The sequence below is a fragment of the Limosilactobacillus gastricus PS3 genome (assembly GCF_000247775.1).
Classification (GTDB): Bacteria; Bacillota; Bacilli; order Lactobacillales; family Lactobacillaceae; genus Limosilactobacillus; species Limosilactobacillus gastricus_A.
In genome coordinates this window covers 1-18,030 of sequence record NZ_AICN01000078.1, presented here as the reverse complement: position 1 = coordinate 18,030, position 18,030 = coordinate 1, and the positions used below count along the sequence as shown (strand labels likewise).

General features: G+C 42.2%; 18 protein-coding genes and 1 tRNA gene. 15 read left to right on the top strand and 4 right to left on the bottom strand.

Going from position 1 to position 18,030, the window contains the following annotated elements; translation table 11 throughout:
• The first annotated feature begins 101 nt into the window (after positions 1 to 101).
• From clpX to PS3_RS09075, 3 genes are read left to right on the top strand one after another with little or no spacing between them, the layout of a single operon-like run.
• A complete protein-coding gene (gene clpX / locus PS3_RS09085) occupies positions 102 to 1,349 on the top strand; it encodes an ATP-dependent Clp protease ATP-binding subunit ClpX (RefSeq protein ID WP_007122771.1) in 1,248 nt (415 codons plus the stop codon).
• 10 nt (positions 1,350 to 1,359) lie between these two features.
• Positions 1,360 to 1,953, top strand: coding sequence for a ribosome biogenesis GTP-binding protein YihA/YsxC (yihA, locus tag PS3_RS09080; RefSeq protein ID WP_007122770.1), 594 nt, complete (start codon positions 1,360 to 1,362; stop codon positions 1,951 to 1,953).
• Complete coding sequence (locus PS3_RS09075) at positions 1,953 to 2,252, top strand: nucleoside triphosphate pyrophosphohydrolase family protein (RefSeq protein WP_007122769.1); 300 nt, start codon at positions 1,953 to 1,955, stop codon at positions 2,250 to 2,252. The genes yihA and PS3_RS09075 overlap by 1 nt, the downstream gene beginning before the upstream one ends.
• Positions 2,253 to 2,291: 39 nt before the next feature.
• Here PS3_RS09075 and PS3_RS10530 read toward each other — a convergent pair whose 3' ends face one another.
• Complete coding sequence (locus PS3_RS10530) at positions 2,292 to 2,432, bottom strand: SPJ_0845 family protein (RefSeq protein ID WP_176662270.1); 141 nt, start codon at positions 2,430 to 2,432, stop codon at positions 2,292 to 2,294.
• A gap of 120 nt (positions 2,433 to 2,552) precedes the next feature.
• Here PS3_RS10530 and uvrC point away from each other — a divergent pair, with 120 nt between their 5' ends.
• The 8 genes from uvrC (at position 2,553) to PS3_RS10015 (ending at position 11,695) form a co-directional block, all read left to right on the top strand.
• Positions 2,553 to 4,364: an excinuclease ABC subunit UvrC gene (gene uvrC, locus PS3_RS09070; protein WP_007122768.1), complete on the top strand. Its 1,812-nt coding sequence runs from the start codon at positions 2,553 to 2,555 to the stop codon at positions 4,362 to 4,364.
• Between the two features lie 62 nt (positions 4,365 to 4,426).
• Positions 4,427 to 5,737, top strand: coding sequence for a GTPase ObgE (obgE, locus tag PS3_RS09065; RefSeq protein WP_007122767.1), 1,311 nt, complete (start codon positions 4,427 to 4,429; stop codon positions 5,735 to 5,737).
• A gap of 17 nt (positions 5,738 to 5,754) precedes the next feature.
• On the top strand, positions 5,755 to 6,681 hold the full coding sequence (gene rnz / locus PS3_RS09060) for a ribonuclease Z (RefSeq protein ID WP_007122766.1): 927 nt from the start codon (positions 5,755 to 5,757) through the stop codon (positions 6,679 to 6,681).
• A gap of 23 nt (positions 6,682 to 6,704) precedes the next feature.
• Complete coding sequence (locus tag PS3_RS09055; protein WP_007122765.1) at positions 6,705 to 7,538, top strand: SDR family NAD(P)-dependent oxidoreductase; 834 nt, start codon at positions 6,705 to 6,707, stop codon at positions 7,536 to 7,538.
• A 74-nt stretch (positions 7,539 to 7,612) separates the two neighbouring features.
• On the top strand, positions 7,613 to 9,937 hold the full coding sequence (gene recJ, locus PS3_RS09050) for a single-stranded-DNA-specific exonuclease RecJ (protein ID WP_007122764.1): 2,325 nt from the start codon (positions 7,613 to 7,615) through the stop codon (positions 9,935 to 9,937).
• On the top strand, positions 9,934 to 10,461 hold the full coding sequence (locus PS3_RS09045) for an adenine phosphoribosyltransferase (protein WP_007122763.1): 528 nt from the start codon (positions 9,934 to 9,936) through the stop codon (positions 10,459 to 10,461). Before recJ ends, PS3_RS09045 begins: the two co-directional genes overlap by 4 nt.
• 37 nt (positions 10,462 to 10,498) lie before the next feature.
• On the top strand, positions 10,499 to 10,948 hold the full coding sequence (locus PS3_RS09040) for a hypothetical protein (protein ID WP_040468804.1): 450 nt from the start codon (positions 10,499 to 10,501) through the stop codon (positions 10,946 to 10,948).
• Positions 10,949 to 10,978: 30 nt separating this feature from the next.
• Complete coding sequence (locus PS3_RS10015) at positions 10,979 to 11,695, top strand: lipocalin/fatty acid-binding family protein (protein ID WP_050950916.1); 717 nt, start codon at positions 10,979 to 10,981, stop codon at positions 11,693 to 11,695.
• Positions 11,696 to 11,760: 65 nt separating this feature from the next.
• Here PS3_RS10015 and PS3_RS09030 read toward each other — a convergent pair whose 3' ends face one another.
• Complete coding sequence (locus PS3_RS09030; RefSeq protein WP_007122762.1) at positions 11,761 to 12,330, bottom strand: TetR/AcrR family transcriptional regulator; 570 nt, start codon at positions 12,328 to 12,330, stop codon at positions 11,761 to 11,763.
• 111 nt (positions 12,331 to 12,441) lie between these two features.
• On the opposite strand from PS3_RS09030, the gene PS3_RS09025 reads away from it, so the two are divergent.
• The gene (locus tag PS3_RS09025; RefSeq protein WP_007122761.1) at positions 12,442 to 13,143 is read left to right on the top strand and encodes an ABC transporter ATP-binding protein; all 702 of its coding nucleotides are present in this window, start codon (positions 12,442 to 12,444) and stop codon (positions 13,141 to 13,143) included.
• 9 nt (positions 13,144 to 13,152) lie between these two features.
• Positions 13,153 to 15,711, top strand: a complete 2,559-nt coding sequence (locus PS3_RS09020; RefSeq protein ID WP_007122760.1) for an ABC transporter permease — start codon at positions 13,153 to 13,155, stop codon at positions 15,709 to 15,711.
• 65 nt (positions 15,712 to 15,776) lie between these two features.
• Here PS3_RS09020 and PS3_RS09015 read toward each other — a convergent pair whose 3' ends face one another.
• Positions 15,777 to 16,217: a nucleoside 2-deoxyribosyltransferase gene (locus PS3_RS09015; protein ID WP_007122759.1), complete on the bottom strand. Its 441-nt coding sequence runs from the start codon at positions 16,215 to 16,217 to the stop codon at positions 15,777 to 15,779.
• Positions 16,218 to 16,311: 94 nt separating this feature from the next.
• Here PS3_RS09015 and PS3_RS09010 point away from each other — a divergent pair, with 94 nt between their 5' ends.
• Together PS3_RS09010 and PS3_RS09005 are read left to right on the top strand one after the other, a co-directional pair.
• Entirely contained in the window at positions 16,312 to 16,923 is a 612-nt protein-coding gene (locus tag PS3_RS09010) for a hypothetical protein (RefSeq protein ID WP_007122758.1), read from the top strand.
• An 82-nt stretch (positions 16,924 to 17,005) separates the two neighbouring features.
• A complete protein-coding gene (locus tag PS3_RS09005) occupies positions 17,006 to 17,401 on the top strand; it encodes a type II toxin-antitoxin system HicB family antitoxin (RefSeq protein WP_040468803.1) in 396 nt (131 codons plus the stop codon).
• A 379-nt stretch (positions 17,402 to 17,780) separates the two neighbouring features.
• On the opposite strand, the gene PS3_RS09000 is transcribed toward PS3_RS09005, so the two are convergent.
• A tRNA-Ser gene (locus PS3_RS09000) sits at positions 17,781 to 17,869 on the bottom strand.
• Between the last annotated feature and the right edge of the window lie 161 nt (positions 17,870 to 18,030).

The window sequence follows — 18,030 nt, the reverse complement described above, 5'->3', positions numbered from 1 at the left end:
TTATGTGGATGAGATCGGGAGTGATCCCGGTCTTTTCTTTTCCCAAATGGCTTTGGATTTGGTATGATAGATCAAGTAAGAATTTAGAGGAGGTTCAGCGAATGTTTGAAGATACTAATGGACAAGATATTCATTGTTCGTTTTGTGGCAAGTCCCAAGCGGACGTTGCCAAAATTGTCGCCGGTCCCGGTGTCTATATCTGTAATGAATGCGTGGCTTTATGCCAAGAAATTATTGATCAAGAATTAGCCGAAGAACGTTCTGGTCAACAAACCTTTAAGGTCTTAACCCCAGCTGAAATTAAGGCCCAGCTTGATGATTATGTGATCGGTCAAGAAGATGCTAAAAAGACCCTTTCGGTGGCCGTTTATAATCACTATAAGCGGGTGAATGCAATGATCGAAGGTGAAAACAACGATACCGAATTACAAAAGAGTAATATTGCAGTAATTGGACCTACTGGGTCAGGAAAGACTTACTTAGCCCAATCCTTAGCTCGGATCTTGAATGTGCCATTTGCAATTGCGGATGCGACTACCTTGACCGAAGCCGGGTATGTAGGTGAGGATGTAGAAAACATCATCTTGAAGTTGCTCCAAGCCGCCGATTTTGATATTGATCGGGCTGAAAAAGGTATTATTTACATTGATGAAATCGATAAGATTGCTAAAAAGAGCGAGAATGTTTCTATTACCCGAGATGTTTCAGGCGAAGGGGTTCAACAAGCTCTGTTAAAAATCTTGGAAGGAACAATTGCTAATGTACCGCCTCAAGGTGGTCGGAAACATCCCCAACAAGAATTTATTCAAGTCGATACCAGCAATATTCTCTTTATCGTGGGGGGAGCCTTTGATGGAATCGAAACCATTGTTAAGGAACGGCTTGGTGATAAGACGATCGGCTTCGGAACCAATTCACGGGAGATTGATACAGTAACGGACAAAAACGTCTTACAACACGTGGTCCCAGAAGATCTTTTGAAATTCGGTTTAATTCCTGAATTCATCGGTCGTTTACCAGTTATGACGGCTTTGGAAAAACTAGACGAAGACGATTTAGTGCGGATTTTAACGGAACCTAAGAATGCCTTAGTTAAGCAATATCAAACCTTAATTGGCTTAGATGATTGTGAACTTGAATTTACTGATGGGGCCTTAAAGGCAATGGCGCAACTGGCCATTGAACGCCAAACTGGTGCTCGGGGCTTGCGGTCGATCATTGAAGACGTGATGCGTGATGTTATGTATGATCTGCCAAGCCGGCAAGATGTTGCAAAAGTCGTGATTGAAAAGCGGTGCGTGACCCAGCATACAGCACCACGATATGTTTTGAAACAGGAAGCTTCATAAGAGGTAACACATGCAAGTACATGAAGTGGAATTGACCATTAGTGCTGTCAAAGCGGAGCAATATCCCGCAACTAATTATCCTGAAATTGCTTTGGTAGGTCGTTCCAATGTTGGAAAATCTTCGTTAACCAATGTATTAATTAATCGGAAGAATTATGCTCACACTTCGGGTCAACCGGGGAAAACGCAGACTTTGAACTTTTATGAAGTGGAACATCAACTTTATTTTGTTGATGTTCCCGGTTATGGATATGCCAAAGTGTCTAAGAAACAACGAGAACAGTTTGGTAAGATGATTGAGCATTATTTGACCGAACGTGAACAACTGCGGGGGGTTGTTCAATTAATTGATGGTCGCCATGCGCCCACGGAAGACGACGTGATGATGTATCAATGGTTGGCTTATTATCAGATTCCAACGCTCGTGGTGGCGACCAAGATTGATAAGGTTAAATCAAGCGCATATACCAAGTCAATTTCCAGTATCACTAAAGGTTTAGGGTTAGATCAATCAGTTCCCTTGGTCTTGTTTTCGGCACAAACAAAGCGGGGAGCACAAGAGGTTTGGGATTGGATTGAAAAACAAACAGGAGTAACGGATTAATGGAATTTAATGAATATCAAGAAGCAGCAAAGCGGACTTTATATGGGAATGAACAAGTATTAACTAATTGTGCTTTAGGATTAGCTGGGGAATCAGGACAACTAGTTGATTTGGTAAAGAATTATACTTTTAAGGGGCACCCCTTAGATCGTGATGATTTAATACACGAAATGGGGGATGTCTTATGGTATTTGTCGCAGGTTGCTGAATGGGCTGATATTCCATTTGAAGAAGTTGCTCAAAAGAATATTGAAACCTTAAATGAGCGCTATCCGAACGGTTTTAATAAACAAGCATAAGAAAAATGTCGAAGATGGAAAGTTTTCCATCCTCGACATTTATTTTTGTTTAGCACCCTCTTTGTCGTTGGTTGACTTCTTAGGATCATCGGGAGTCTTGCCAGCCTTTTTTTGTGGGTCAACGGCAAAACTACTGAATAAATCATCTAATTTATCGCTCTGACGAGTTACGAGTCCCATGAAATTTACCTCCTTCGTCTTAATGTTTGTATTGTAACATATCTGAAGGTGGATTGATTGAAAGCAGGTAGTAACTTGTAATAAAATAGGTTAGCTAGAAAGAAAAGGAGGGATGCGGCGATGGCTTCAGAATATCTCGAACATAAACTGGCTTTGTTACCTGATCGTCCCGGGTGTTATCTAATGAAAAACATCAATGGCCAGATTATCTATGTTGGAAAAGCTAAAAATCTGAAAAATCGGGTGCGTTCCTATTTTAAAAGTCATCATGATGGCAAGGTGGCGAAAATGGTCAGTGAGGTTGCCGATTTTGAGACGATTATTACGGCAACTAATAAGGAATCATTCCTGCTTGAAGTGACTTTAATTCAAAAGCATAAACCATATTTCAATATTTTATTGAAAAATGGTTCTGGTTACCCCTACCTAAAGATCACCAGTGGTAAGGATCCGGAATTAAAGATCACCTCGCAAATATTAAATGATGGGGCATACTATTTTGGCCCGTATCCTAATGTGTATGCTGCCCAAGAAACCTTACATTTCTTGTGGAAAGTCTATCCTTTAAAGCGGTGCCATGGTCATCAAGGTCGCCCGTGTTTGTATTATCATATGGGGCAATGCTTAGGCGGGTGTTTCCGTGAGGTTCCACAAGCGGAATACGATGCGCAAATCAAGAAGATTAAGTCATTTTTAAATGGCAATACCGCAGCGGTTAAGAAAGATTTAGAAACGCAGATGCAGACAGCTTCGGCGAATCTAGAATTTGAACGGGCCGCTGAAATCCGGGATTTGATCCACTACATTCAGGTCACAGTGGAAAAGCAAAAGATTATCTCCAATGATAAAACACCGCGGGATATTATTAACTTTTATCTTGATAAAGGCTGGTTAAGTCTACAAATCTTCTTTGTTCGGCAATCTCGGTTAATGAAACGAGTCAAAAGATTGTTTCCGGTGGTCGATGATGCTGAAGATGAGATGACTGCGTTTATCCTTCAGTTCTATCAACAAAAGAACCAATTATTACCGAAGGAGTTGTTATTACCAGCGACGCTACCAACCAAAGAAATTAGTGAAATTTTAGGAATTCCGGTGCGGACGCCGCAACGGGGGAAAAACCGAGATCTCATGAATATGGCTTTGGATAACGCTAAGATTTCCCTGGATGAAAAATTCCGCTTATTAGGAATGGATTCGCAAAAGACTACAGGAGCCATGAAAGAAATTACCGATGCCTTAGGTTTGCCAGCAGGTCATAAGATTGAAGCCTTTGATCATTCCCATATTCAAGGATCAGATCCGGTATCGGCCATGGTTGTCTTTGTGAATGGTGAACCCGCCAAGAAATTATATCGGAAGTACAAATTAACGACGGTCATCGACCATGCTGATGAAACGGCTTCTACCAAAGAGGTAATTCGCCGTCGCTATACTCGATTGTTAAAAGAGGGTGAAACCATGCCAGATCTCATCATGATGGATGGGGGCGAAATCCAGATGAATGCGGCGCGCGATGTCCTTGAGAATGAATTGGATCTCGATATTCCGGTCGTAGGTATGGTTAAAAATGATAAGCATAAGACGGCAGACCTGTTATTTGGTGATGATGATCACCACATTAATTTAGACCCACGTAGTCAAGGCTTTTATTTGGTGCAACGAATTCAAGATGAAGTTCACCGGTTTGCGATTAATTTTCATCGCAACGTGCGCACTAAACATTCTTTGAGTTCGCGATTAGATGAAATTAAAGGGGTCGGCCCACGAACACGGAATAAACTGATGAAAGAATATGGATCGATTAATAAGATCGCTCAAGCAACTGTCGAAGATATCCAGTCCTTGGGAATCAATCATGCCACGGCACAATTGATTAAGGTAAGTTTGCAAAAGCAAGCCGAGGTGGCAAAAGAAAGTAGTCATGACTGATTTTGACGCCGCTGAGAGAATCTCATATACTAGAGTTATTATAAAAAGAACGGAGTAAATAAATGCCAACTTTTGTTGATCAAATTAAAATTGAGGTTCACGCGGGCCGCGGTGGCAACGGTATGGTAGCCTTTCGACGGGAAAAATATGTTCCTAATGGGGGACCGGCTGGTGGTGATGGTGGTCGTGGTGGCAGTATCATTTTAAAAGTTGATGAAGGATTACGCACTCTAATGGACTTTCGCTATCACCGCATTTTCAAGGCCAAAAACGGTCAGAATGGCATGAGTAAGCAGATGACAGGAGCTAATGCTCAAGACACGGTGATTGCCGTTCCCCAAGGGACAACGGTTCGTGATCTGACCACGGGGCAGTTAATTGGTGACCTGGTTGAGTCGGGGCAAGAATTGGTAATTGCCAAAGGTGGTCGAGGTGGTCGCGGGAATATGCGATTTGCTACCGCCAAAAATCCTGCTCCAGAAATTGCCGAAAATGGGGAACCAGGGGAAAGCCGTGAAATTGAATTAGAGTTGAAAATGCTGGCGGATGTTGGCCTGATTGGTTTCCCGTCCGTTGGGAAATCAACCCTCTTATCCGTCGTTACGGGGGCAAAACCTAAAATTGCGGCATATGAATTTACGACTTTAGTGCCAAATCTGGGCATGGTCATGTTGCCTGATGGGCGAGATTTTGCCATGGCAGATATGCCTGGATTGATTGATGGTGCCTCCAAAGGAGTGGGGCTAGGGCTGCAATTCTTACGCCATATCGAGCGGACCCGAGTCTTATTGCACCTAGTTGATATGGGGAGTCAAGATCCAGATCAAGCGATTGAACGCTACCATGCCATTAATCACGAATTGGCGACTTATGACCCAGAATTATTAAAGCGGCCGCAAATTGTGGTGGCCACGAAGATGGATTTACCAGATGCGTCTGAGAATCTAAAACGGTTTGAAACCATGCTGGCAACTGACGACACCTTAGCCCAACAGCCAGAAGTTTTTGCAATTTCTGCTGTGACGCATGCGGGAGTGCAAGAATTAATGCAAACTACAGCTAACTTGCTCGAAGTTACTCCAGAATTTGATAGTAATAGTCATGATGAACAAATGGTCGTTGAATATACGGCGCCAAGTGAAGACCAAGAACCATCCTTTACGATTAGTCGGGATGACGATGGTACTTGGGTTCTTGGTGGGGCGAAGTTAGAACGTCTCTTCGCCATGACCAATTTAGATCACGAGGAAAGCCAAATGCGCTTTGCTCGCCAATTACGAGGAATGGGCGTCGATGAAGCCCTTCGTGAACGGGGAATTCAAAGTGGCGATTTAGTTCGGATTGAAGACTTTGTCTTTGAGTTTATTCAGTAAGTGAAAGCAGGATATCGATGCAACTAGAATTTTTAGGGACTGGAGCAGGATCGCCAAGTAAGCAACGCAACGTTTCCAGTCTGGCTTTAAAGTTATTAGAAGAACGGAATGCCGTGTGGTTATTTGATGTGGGTGAAGCCACCCAGCATCAAATCTTACATACCACGATTCGACCACGAAAGATTGAAAAGATCTTTATTACGCATTTGCATGGTGATCATATTTTTGGCTTACCGGGACTTTTGAGTTCACGATCTTTTCAGGGGGGCGATGAACCATTAACCATTTATGGACCGGTGGGAATTAAGACCTTTGTCGAAACGGCCCTGCAGATTAGTGAAACTCGACTTTCGTACCCGATTGAATATGTCGAAATTAAACAAGACGGCGAAATTTTTAAAGATCAAACTTTCCAAGTTGAGGCTCGGCGGATGGATCACAAAATTGCTTGTTTCGGTTATCGGATCGTGGAAGCTGATCATCCGGGCGAATTACAAGTGGAAAAACTACGAGAATTAGCGATTCCGGCGGGGCCAATCTATGGCCAAATTAAGGCGGGTCAAACTGTTACCTTGCCGGATGGTCGTCAGATTAACGGACAGGACTTTATCGGGGCGCCCCAAAAAGGACGGATTGTTGCGATCATCCCAGATACCCGGGTAAATGAAAATTCTGTTAAATTAGCTCAAAATGCGGACGTTTTAGTTCATGAAGGGACCTTTGCCAAAAATGAGCAACGGATGGCCCATAATTACTATCATTCTACCAGTGCCCAAGCAGCAACGGTGGCCAAGCAAGCACATGTAGGGCGCTTATTGTTAAATCACATTTCAGCGCGTTATGTGGGGAAGGCGGCGAATCAGTTAGCTTACCAAGTTCAAAATATTTTCCCGAATACGCGGGTAGTCAAAGATTTTGAAGAAATTGAAATTCCATTTAAGTAAGGCGGTGATGGATAATGAAGAATATGTTACGACGCTTGAAGTCATTACGATCATTAAAAAATAAGGTGGTCTTAATTACTGGTGGATCGCAGGGAATTGGTGAAGCATTAGCGAATGAAGCAGCTCGTCGTGGTGCCATTGTGGTCGTGTGTGCCCGTAATGTTGAGAAACTAGAATTAGTTGCGAAACGTTGTATGATCTTATCAGGTCGTCCATCATTTCATTATCAATTAGACGTGACCGATCCTGATGCAGTAGATCGGGTTTTAACGATTATTCAGCATGAAGTCGGCGCGATTGATGTTCTTGTTAATAGCGCTGGGCTGGGTGATATGGTTGCGGTGGTCAAGCAAAAATATACTTCAATGAGTAAAATGGTCCAAGTTAACTTACTCGCTACCATGTATTTAAGTCGAAAGGTGGCTAAGCAAATGATGGATCAAGGCTATGGAGCAATTATTAATATTGCTTCTTTAGCTGGGAAGATTCCGACACCGCACAGTGGGGTCTATTCTGCGACAAAGGCTGGAATTGTCCAATTTGATAATATCTTGCGGATGGAAGTAGCTGACTATGGAGTGCAGGTCTTAACGGTTAATCCAGGCCCAGTTAAGACGGAGTTTTTCCAAAAGGCGGATCCAACCGGTAATTATTTAGCCATGTTACCTGAGCAACTCCAGATCGAACCAGAACAATTGGCTAGTCAGGTCTGGGATAATGTTGGTCACAAAACTCGTGAAATTAATGTTCCCGCTTATACGACGGCTTTAAGTTGGGTTTACAATTTAATTCCTGGCCTTGGTGACTGGTGGATTAAGCGGCTCTTCAATTACCAGCAAGATAAGTGGAAATTATAAGCAATTTAAAACCTCTCGAAAGTCATTTGATTTTCGGGAGGCTAATTATTACCAGGAAAATTTAGGTGAATCAGATGCGGAAAGCAAAGTATCAATGGCATCAATTATCAAGTGACCAAACAGACTTAGTTCAGACCATTCAAGAACAGTGTCAGATCCCTAGCTTTTTAGCCCAATTATTGGTGGAGCGGGGATGTGACTCATTAGAAAAAGCCCAACATTTTTTAAAACCCCAATTACAAGACTTACACGGTCCAGAAGAATTACACGGCATTGAAGCAGCCGTGGAAAAAATTGAAGCGGCGATTAGTCAAGATTGGCAGATTACCGTTTATGGCGATTACGATGCCGATGGTTTGACTAGTACGGCCCTGATGTATGAAACCTTGCGTGATATAGGGGCGAAGGTTGATTATTATATTCCGAATCGGTTTACCGATGGTTATGGACCAAATCAGGCGGTTTATCAACGGTTGATTGAGCAAGGGACGCAGCTGATTTTGACGGTTGATAATGGGATTTCTGGGAATGAAGCGATTGACTACGCTAATCGCCAAGGCATTGAGGTCGTCATTACCGACCACCACTCTTTGCCAGCCCAGTTACCTGCAGCGACGGCGATTGTGCATCCTCAGTATCCCGGAGATGAATATCCTTACGCCGATTTATCTGGGGTGGGAGTTGCCTTTAAAATGGCCTGGGCCCTCTTAGGCGAATTTCCCTATGAATTATTAGACTTAGTGGCGATTGGTGAATTGGCTGATCTAGTGTCAGTCCAAGGGGAGAATCGTTCCTTAATTACCTTTGGACTTCAGCAATTACGCTCAGGGATGCGGACAGGCTTGCATGAATTAATTAAGCTGACCAATGCGGACGAAGAACATTTGACGGATCAAGACGTCGGTTTTCAGATTGCACCCCGGCTGAACGCCCTAGGACGAATGGGGGATGCCGCTACCGGGGTGGAATTATTAACCACCTTTGATGAGGAGGTTGCCAAGGAGCTTGCTCAACAGGTTGACCAAGCCAACCAAGAGCGGCAAGCCTTGGTGAAAGCGATCAATCTCGCCGCGGAAAAGATGGCCCAAGCAGCTCCTAATCGTGATCGACAAACGTTGTTGTTGGTGGGGAAAGACTGGCATCAAGGGGTGCTGGGAATTGTGGCCAGTCATATTGTGCAGGTCACGGGGAAGCCAACCATTATTGCTAGTACTAACGAGGATGGCACTTTAGCCAAAGGTTCCGGTCGGGGTGTTGCAGGTTTTGATCTTTTTCAGGCCTTGGATGACCATCGAGACCTAATGACCTCCTTTGGGGGCCACACCATGGCTTGTGGTCTATCATTTGATGTCGATCAAACTACGGACCTCGCGCAAGCCTTAGAAGCAGCCGCTCAGAAACAAGCTTTTGATGCAAGTCAGCAGCCATCATTAGAGATTGCGGGTCAACTTAGGCCGAGTCAGGTCACGGCGGAGATGTATGAGCAAATTCATCGCTTAGCTCCTTTTGGACCCGGCAATGAAGAACCGATCATTGAAATTACTAATGCTGAAATCAGTCAGGCTATTCTGATTGGCGAAGAACGCCAACACGTGAAGTTAACCCTTACCAATCAACCGCCCATCAATGTGCTTGCCTTTAACCAACCACAATTAGCCAGTGAAATGACTGTCGGCTCAACGGCTAATCTCGTGGGGTGTCTCTCCTTAAATCGGTGGAAAGGTCAGACGACAGCGCAACTAATGTTTAAGGATGCTGAGACGACGGGCATCATGATTGAAGATCATCGGACCAATCAACTAGCGCCACAAATGTTTCAACAAGCTGCCGTCTACCTAGTATTTAATGATCAATTACGGGCCAATATTTATGGCCATACCAACGGCCCGGTCATCAGTCCACAAACAATTAGCGAGCTTGGTATGCAAGAACAACGCCTTATTATCGTTGATTGTCCCACGGACATTGATCAATTCGCTGAGGTAATTAATCAAGTGGGGATGGTAGCAGTCGTTGATTTATGGCTGTACACCAGTCACCAACCAGTTGACCAAGTACCTGATCGCCAGCATTTTATTCGCCTTTATCAGGCGATGCAAAGTCAGCCGGTAATTGATAGTCGCACGCAATTACCAGCTTTAGGACAGTATCTAAGGGTCACGAACGACCAATTAATCTTTATGATCCAAGTGTTTATTGAAGCGGGATTTGTTATAATAGACAATGGTTTGTTGAAGTCAGTGAAAAATGTCAAATCGGTGGATTTAACCAAGACCCAACGGTACCAACGCCGTCAACAATGGTTGAAGGTGCAAAACACATTATTAACGGTTCCCACCACCAGCCTACGACAACAAATTTCGGCTTGGTTGGGTGATAAGTTAGAGGAGAACAAATGACAGTTAATCTTTATGATCATGTAGAAAGTATTCCTGATTTTCCAGAAAAGGGGATTGTCTTTCGGGATATTTTACCCTTAATGGCGAACGGGGAAGCATTTAAACAAGCTACGGCAGAATTAGCCCAATTTGCACGCGAACGGGGCGTAGAAATGGTGGTTGGTCCTGAAGCTCGTGGCTTTATCGTGGGTTGCCCAATCGCTTATGATTTAGGAGTTGGTTTTGCACCAGCGCGGAAAAAAGGTAAGTTACCACGACCAGCCGTGAGTGCAACCTATGATCTGGAATACGGTAGTGCGACCTTACAAATGGAGCATGATGCCATTAAGCCAGGCCAAAAGGTATTAGTGGTGGATGACTTATTAGCTACTGGGGGCACGATTTTAGCCACGATCGATTTGGTCGAACAAATGGGGGGCATCGTGGTTGGCTGTGCCTTCTTGGTTGATCTAAAGGATCTTCATGGGATGGAACGACTAAAGGACTATGATGTCAAAGCTTTGATGGAATTTTCTGGGGAATAAGCTGATTTGATATTCGGTTAAATTGGGGGATTAAAGAATGAAAAATAAGGGGATATTACTGTGCGCTATCTTCTTGTGTGTAATTAGTGTTGCTGGTTGTACAAAAAAGTCGGAGAACAATTCAACGGAAAAAGAAAATTCCTCTCTGAAGGCGGAAAATCGGCGTCTGAGTTCCAGTCTGGCTACTTCGACTAGTACATCTGAAAGTAGTCAAAGTAGTTCGATTGCTAGTTCTTCTTCTAGTAATGAAAATCAACCTGCTAGTGATGATCCTATTCAAACAGCTCAAGATGCTGCTAATCTCATCACCCATTCGATGCATGTTAATCCAGGTATTTATCATGCGGTTCCAACTACCGGCGGGTTTTTGGTTAGTCGTGAAGACGAGCCTGGTACAGCTTTCGTTCGTTATAATGGGGATATTACCTGGAATAATGGTGATACTGTTTCGTATGATCAGGCTGCAGCCCCAACAATTAATTATTAGCCGTTAGTCCTGTTACGGGGAGTAGTTAACATGAACAAGAAGAAAATCATGGTGGGGCTTGGTAGCATCCTCGTTATTCTTAGCTTGGCTGGTTGTCAATTCGGAAAGAATCAAACTAACAATACCTCGTCGACTAAATCGTCGAGTTCAGCTTCACAAGTCACAAATTCCAGTTCAAATGCGCAAAATCAGCTTGTTGGTTCCTATCAGGATGATGCCGATAAAGCGGCCATTACCTTAAATTCTGATGGAACGGGGCGTTATGTCTTTGCAGATCCAGTCAATGCTGATACAGATGATCAGTTAACTTGGCACCAGAATTCGGATGGTACTTATGCCATTAATCTGCAAGATGCTGACGTGACGAGTGTTTTGACGGGGAGACTAAGCGGTCAGACTTTGACCATTAGCGGAGATAGTAGTTGGAATACGGAAACCTTTACGAAAGTTAATGGACAACTTGATTTAGACAAATACTTATCAGATCACCATCAAACAGCGGCTACTTCCACGAGCACGAAGAATGCTATCAATAGTGCCGATGAAGCAGTCGCCTTAGCTAAAGCGGTTTACGGTGATAATAATGGGGACTGGCAATGGGTTTGTTTGTCCGATAATAATGGCTATTTAATTGATAATCAGTATTACTTTGTAAAGGCGATCTCCAAATCATCCCTTAAAAATGGCTCCATGACGGGGACAGCCAAGAGTATCCGAATCTATACTGATGGGTCAATTAAAGAGTAGCTGACTTTTACTTATGTAGAAAGTTTATATAACCAAAATGCTAGGCAAAACAGTTGTCTAGTTTTTTATTTTCCTTCATTAATAATTTGACCGAGTGAATACTGACGTAGAGATTCCAGAATTTGCATGATTTCTTCGACACTTTCTTGAAAATCGCGTTTGATCCATAAAATAATGATTGCACTGATGGAACTGGCAAAAATTTCACGGGCATATGGTGAATTTACTATCGGATCTTGATTGAAATTAACGTGAAGTTGTTCTTCCACGATTGCGATAATTTCCTGCTTTAAGAGCGATTCAACTTGAGAAGCGAGGTCACCTTCAGTGAGGACCTTTACTAAACGATGGTTTGCTAAAGCATAATTCAAAACGGCTAGAATGCTAGCCTCATCAAAATAGGAATTAGTTTTGTCTAGTTTAAGTATTTGATGGATATTCTGGAATAGCTTTGCCTCAATTTTAGCCAAAAGATCATATTTATCAGCATAATTGAGATAAAAAGTACTCCGGTTGATTTGCGCTAATTGAGTAATGTCTTTAACGGTCAGTTGATTAAAGCCTTTGTCCTCCATTAATTGTAAAAAGGCTCTTTCAATTTTTGCTTTGGTTTTAGTATTGCGTTTGCTAGTCATAATTTTATTTCCTTAAATCGACACTTGTTAATTATTGGTGATTGTATACCTAAAAATCGTATATTACAATATAGTTGTTAATTCAACAGGTGTTTATCTAAGGAGAAAAAGATGGCTTATATTGAAGTGAAGCATAATACCAAAACCTATCCATCCGGGGAAACAACGGTGGATGCCAACCATGATATATCATTTGAGATCGAAAAAGGACAGTTGGTCATTATCTTGGGTTCGTCGGGGGCCGGGAAATCAACCCTTTTAAACATCTTAGGAGGGATGGATACCAATACTAGTGGACAAGTGATGATCGATGGTCATGACATCGCCCAATATAGTCGGAAAGAGTTAACGGCTTATCGGCGAAACGACGTCGGTTTTGTTTTCCAATTCTATAATTTGGTTCCTAATTTAACCGCAAAAGAAAATGTCGAATTGGCCTCACAAATTGTGAAAGATTCCATGGATGCCGAGCAAGCTTTAGCCAGTGTTGGTTTAGCCGACCGGACAGGGAATTTTCCAGCCCAACTTTCGGGTGGGGAACAACAGCGGGTTGCGATTGCCCGGGCGATTGCCAAAAAGCCCAAACTCCTTTTGTGTGATGAACCAACTGGAGCTCTAGATTATGAAACTGGGAAACAGGTGGTTCAAATCTTACAGGATATGAGTCGTAAAGATGGCTCCACGGTGATTATTGTGACTCATAATGCGGCCTTGGCACCAATTGGTGATCAAGTTATTCATATTCATGATGGACAAGTTAAGCAAATTGATCGTCAGGATCACCCCGCAGATATTGCAAGTTTGGAATGGTAGGTGGCTAAGATGTCAAAACAGATTTTATGGAAAGATGCCTGGCAAGCCATTCCCAGATCATTTGGACGCTTTATCGCTATTAGTCTTTTAATGCTCTTGGGGACCTTTGCTTTTATTGGTTTAAAGATTACTGGTCCGGACATGCGCCAAACGGCCTTAGATTTTTTTAAACAAAATAATCTGGCTGATGTAACGGTGACTTCTACATATGGTCTAGATCAGACTGATCAACAAACGATTAAAGATCAAGTTGGCGTTCGTCAGGTGACCTTTGGCTATTATCAAGATGCCGCTATTAATCATTCGCAAACCAGTATTCGGGTCTATTCAAACACTAAACAAATCTCAAAGTATCAATTGGTGTCAGGAAAACGGCCCACGAAGGCCAATGAGATTGCTTTATCTACTTCCTTGCAGGGAAAATATAAATTAGGGCAAACGATTAATTTAGGCCACACAACGGAATTAAAAAATCAAAAATTTAAGGTTGTGGGATTTGTCAAATCGAGTGAATACGTTAGTCGAACGGATTATGGTCAGACCAATGTCGGAACTGGTCAATTATCTGGAATTGCGGTTACGACCAAAAATGCCTTTAATGCGACCAACTATAATATTGCCCGCGTTACTTATCGTGCTACCAAGCGGATGAATGCCTATTCGGATCGATACAATGAATATACGGATGACAAAAAGACGCAGTTACAGACGGCCTTAAATAAATTACGGGCCCCAAAATATCAGAATTATCAGTCACAAATTACGACTGCCCAAAATCAAGTGACTCAGCTGGAACAAGCCGCTAGTGCTAATCCAGCTTTGCAGACCCAACTAAGCCAAGCCCAAGCTCAATTAACCAGTACTGAAAATAACCTTAAGAATCTCGGTTATCCTAGCTATACCGTCTCAACCCGGTCCAGTTTTCCGGGTTATAGCGTCTATCGCTCCAACTCACGGCGGGTAGATGTCTTAGCTAATGTCTTTCCGGTCTTCTTATTTATTATCGCGGCCTTGGTTTCTCTGACAACCATGATGCGCTTTGTCGAAGAGGAACGGATCACAATTGGGACCTTTAGTGCCCTGGGTTACAGTCACCGGGATATTTCATTAAAATTTATCCTCTATAGTATTATGTCAAGTGGCATTGGGGTGCTACTGGGGGCAATTGGCGGTTTTACAATCTTGCCGCAAATTGTTTTTAAAGCGTATGCAGCTAGTTCGACGATTTCAGGTTTACAATTGCATTTTTCGTGGACCTATTTACTAATTGTGATTGCCGTTGCCCTTTGTTCCACGACTTTGGCGGCCTTGTATGCTTTACGCAAAGACTATCAAGAACATCCAGCGAGCTTACTCTTGCCTAAACCTCCCAAGGCCGGTAGTAAGATCCTCTTGGAACGTTTCACTCCATTATGGCGTCATTTATCCTTTAATTATAAGGTTACTTTTCGGAATTTATTCCGTTACAAATCGCGTGCCTTAATGACGATTTTTGGGGTAGCGGGTTGTGTTGGTTTACTGGTAATGGGAATTGGGATCCGGGATTCTTTATCTGGAATTATCAGTAAGCAGTATGAGACGATCATCAAATACGATCTGATTGTGGCGCAAAAAGCTGCGCCAATCGAGACAGAAAGTCAAAGCTACCAGAAGCTATTGAATAGCGATAAAGTGCGTCGCCATCAGGCAATTTATACGCAACAGTTTAATAAGATAGCCGGAAGTGATCAAAGTACCCAAACCATTACCGTGATTGTGCCGGCTAATCAAAAGCACTTTAACAAGTTTGTGAACTTACTATCCCCAAGTGGGCAAGAATTATCTTTACCTAAAAATGGGGTAATCCTAACCCAAAAGATGGCAGACCTGTTGAAGGCAAAAAAGGGGAGTCAAGTTAGCTTAAAAGACGCCAATGGTCAAAGTCATCATTTCAAAGTGATGGGGATTGCACAAATGTATATGGGTCACTATCTCTTTATGAGCCGGTCAGCATATGAACAGTCATTTAAGACTAATTATCAAACCAATGCGCAATTGGTGACCTTAAAACATAATTCTTCCAAGCAGGTGAAGAAAGTGGCCCAATCATTTATAAGGACTGGTGCAGTCACAACGACTTCCTTAAATTTGGAAAATCAACAGCTAATTGCGAATGTCATCAATGGTTTGAATACCGTGATTGTGGTATTGATTGCGATTGCGACAATTCTGGCCATGGTGGTCTTGTATAATTTGACGAATATTAATGTTTCCGAGCGGATTCGGGAATTGTCAACGATCAAGGTATTAGGTTTCTTTGATCGGGAAGTTACGATGTATATTTATCGGGAAACGATTATTTTAACGACTTTAGGGATCCTATTTGGCTATCTCTTTGGTTATGGCTTACATGCCTTCATCATGATCAATTTACCACCCGACAATGCGATGTTTGATGATAGTATGTATCCCTTGAATTTCCTGATCTCAACCATAATTCCGTGCTTGATTACCCTAGGTTTAGCCTTTATCATGCATCGGAAAATTCGAGATGTTGATATGCTAGAAGCTTTAAAATCGGTTGATTAGAAAAAAGCTGGGAAAAAATGAGGGTGGGAAGAAATGTTAATGAGCATTTCTTTCCACCCTCATTTTTAAAAGGTTTTTCCAGTATATGGTTGATAGGGAAGGTTGTTAAAATCTAAGTTAGCAACTTCATGACCATCAGTTAAGTAGCACTGTAAGGCTTGCCCAATCATTAGGTTAAGGGGTTCGGGTAATTCATGAACGACTACGATAGGTTTTTGATGGCTGTAAGCATAACCTACTTCAAAGGCCGTTCCCGAATCCATATTGTCATTAACATAGTCAGCAACGACTACCAAGGCGTCAGCACGATCAATTTCAGAAACGCCAAGATGAAAGACTTTGTTGGCCCACTCGGGTGATCCCATCGGAAATTCGCCACCATCTTCGCCAAGGCGGGGACTAAAGAAATCTTCGACCGTGGAGTTTTGGCGAAGGGCCGTTTCAATAATTTCAATCCGGGCAATTTGTTCTGGACTGAAGAAAGGACCAGCAAGATAAATACGCATAATGAGACTCCTTAATAAATTATTGTACAAATCTATTGTATCTAAGGGTTAAATGATAGACAATGATAAAAGATGATTTTGAAAGGTGAGACAAATGATAATTTTAGTAGTAATTGCGGCGATCGTGTTAATTTTGGGGATCTTTTATCTGGTTAACTCGTGGCAGCAATACCGACAATGGAAACTAGCGACCTTTATCGTCGTCTTATCACTGGCGGGCGTCATTTATGGAACCATTAATTTACCTTATTGGCATCAAAAGACTAGTTCAAGTGCTAGTCAGTCGGCCAGTGCCAGTTCCTTAATGTCATCTAGTAGTTTGTTATCGAGTTCAACAACTGCTAATCAGAGTGCGAAAGCTTCCTATATTCTTGGTCAATTGCAAAAGAACTTTACCAAGTTAGGGACGGTTTCATATGATAGCAAGACGAAGACCTATACTATTACGCCGTCAGGTGATGATATCACAAATGCGCTGAGTGCTCTTGAAAGTGATACGAGTTATGCGGACCAGATTGGTTGGCCAAATTTAACCAGCAACTTACAGAAGACGTCACAAAGTATTCAGAAATCAATTGGTGACGGATACACCCTACAATTAATGTCACCAAATGATAATAGTAAAGCTTTGTTAGCCGTCAAGGATGGGCAAGTAACTTACAACATTGTTGACACTAGTTCATCAACCTCGTCATCCAGCAATTAAATGAGATACCCAATTGGCAGAAATGCGGTTGGGTATTTTTATTTGAAAACAAAGTGTGTATAAAATAAAGTAGGTGAATGTAATGCAAAAACAAATTTTAATCTATCCGGTTATTTTAACGGAATGTAACGATGAAAGTGGGCATTATTACGGCGTATCCTCACCCAATATTAAGGGGATGGTGACAGATGGGAAAACCATGACCGAAGCTATTTTACATGCAGAAGATGCCATTGCAACGATGATTGCAGGAACTAAATATCCCACAGTAGAAGATCCAACAAAGTGGCATCTTGGCCCTAATGACTCAATTATGTGGGTGACCATTAATATGGCAAAATGGCTGAATCAATATGGAAAAACGGTCAGAAAGAATATTACAATTCCAGAAGAATTGAATAATTGGGCAAAAGAAAATAAGATTAATGTTTCCCAAGTGACAACGCAAGCACTGCGGCATTTACAAGAAGAAATGTAAATAAAAACCGACCACGAAACTGATCGTAATCGGTAAGCCATGAACTCTCTTAAATGGAAAAGCCAAGAACCATTGAGATCATCTTAAAAGTAAATCTCATGATTCTAGGCTTTGAACTCCATTTAGTATGGTAATTTACCTAAGGGTAGGCATTTGCACTACCTGCCTTTCTGTATTTTAATTTTACAATAGCTTGGGAGGCGTGCAAATGAAATTGTATGAAGGTAAGCATCTCACCATTGAGGTGTGAAAAGACACGAAAAGGGAAATGATAAAGGGGGTTGCTGGCTGGTTAATATTTGACGTTGTTATTTATCTCGTGTTTCTTTTAATCAGTTAACAAAAAGGGACCTTGTTTAATACAAGGTCCGCTTAAGAAAGGAGAGTACAGGATTTGAACCTGCGCGCCCGCTCAACACGGGTTCGCCGGATTTCGAGTCCGGTGCATTACCACTCTGCCAACTCTCCATTAACGATTATTAATTCTAGCATTCAATTCATTATTTAACAAGCATCCAAAGAAAATTTCCGAGATATCTTGATAAAGTGACGGGATATCATTATTATGTATATGTGATGTATCTCAATATTACTAAAATATGTTAATATTGTTATTCTTATTGAAAAAT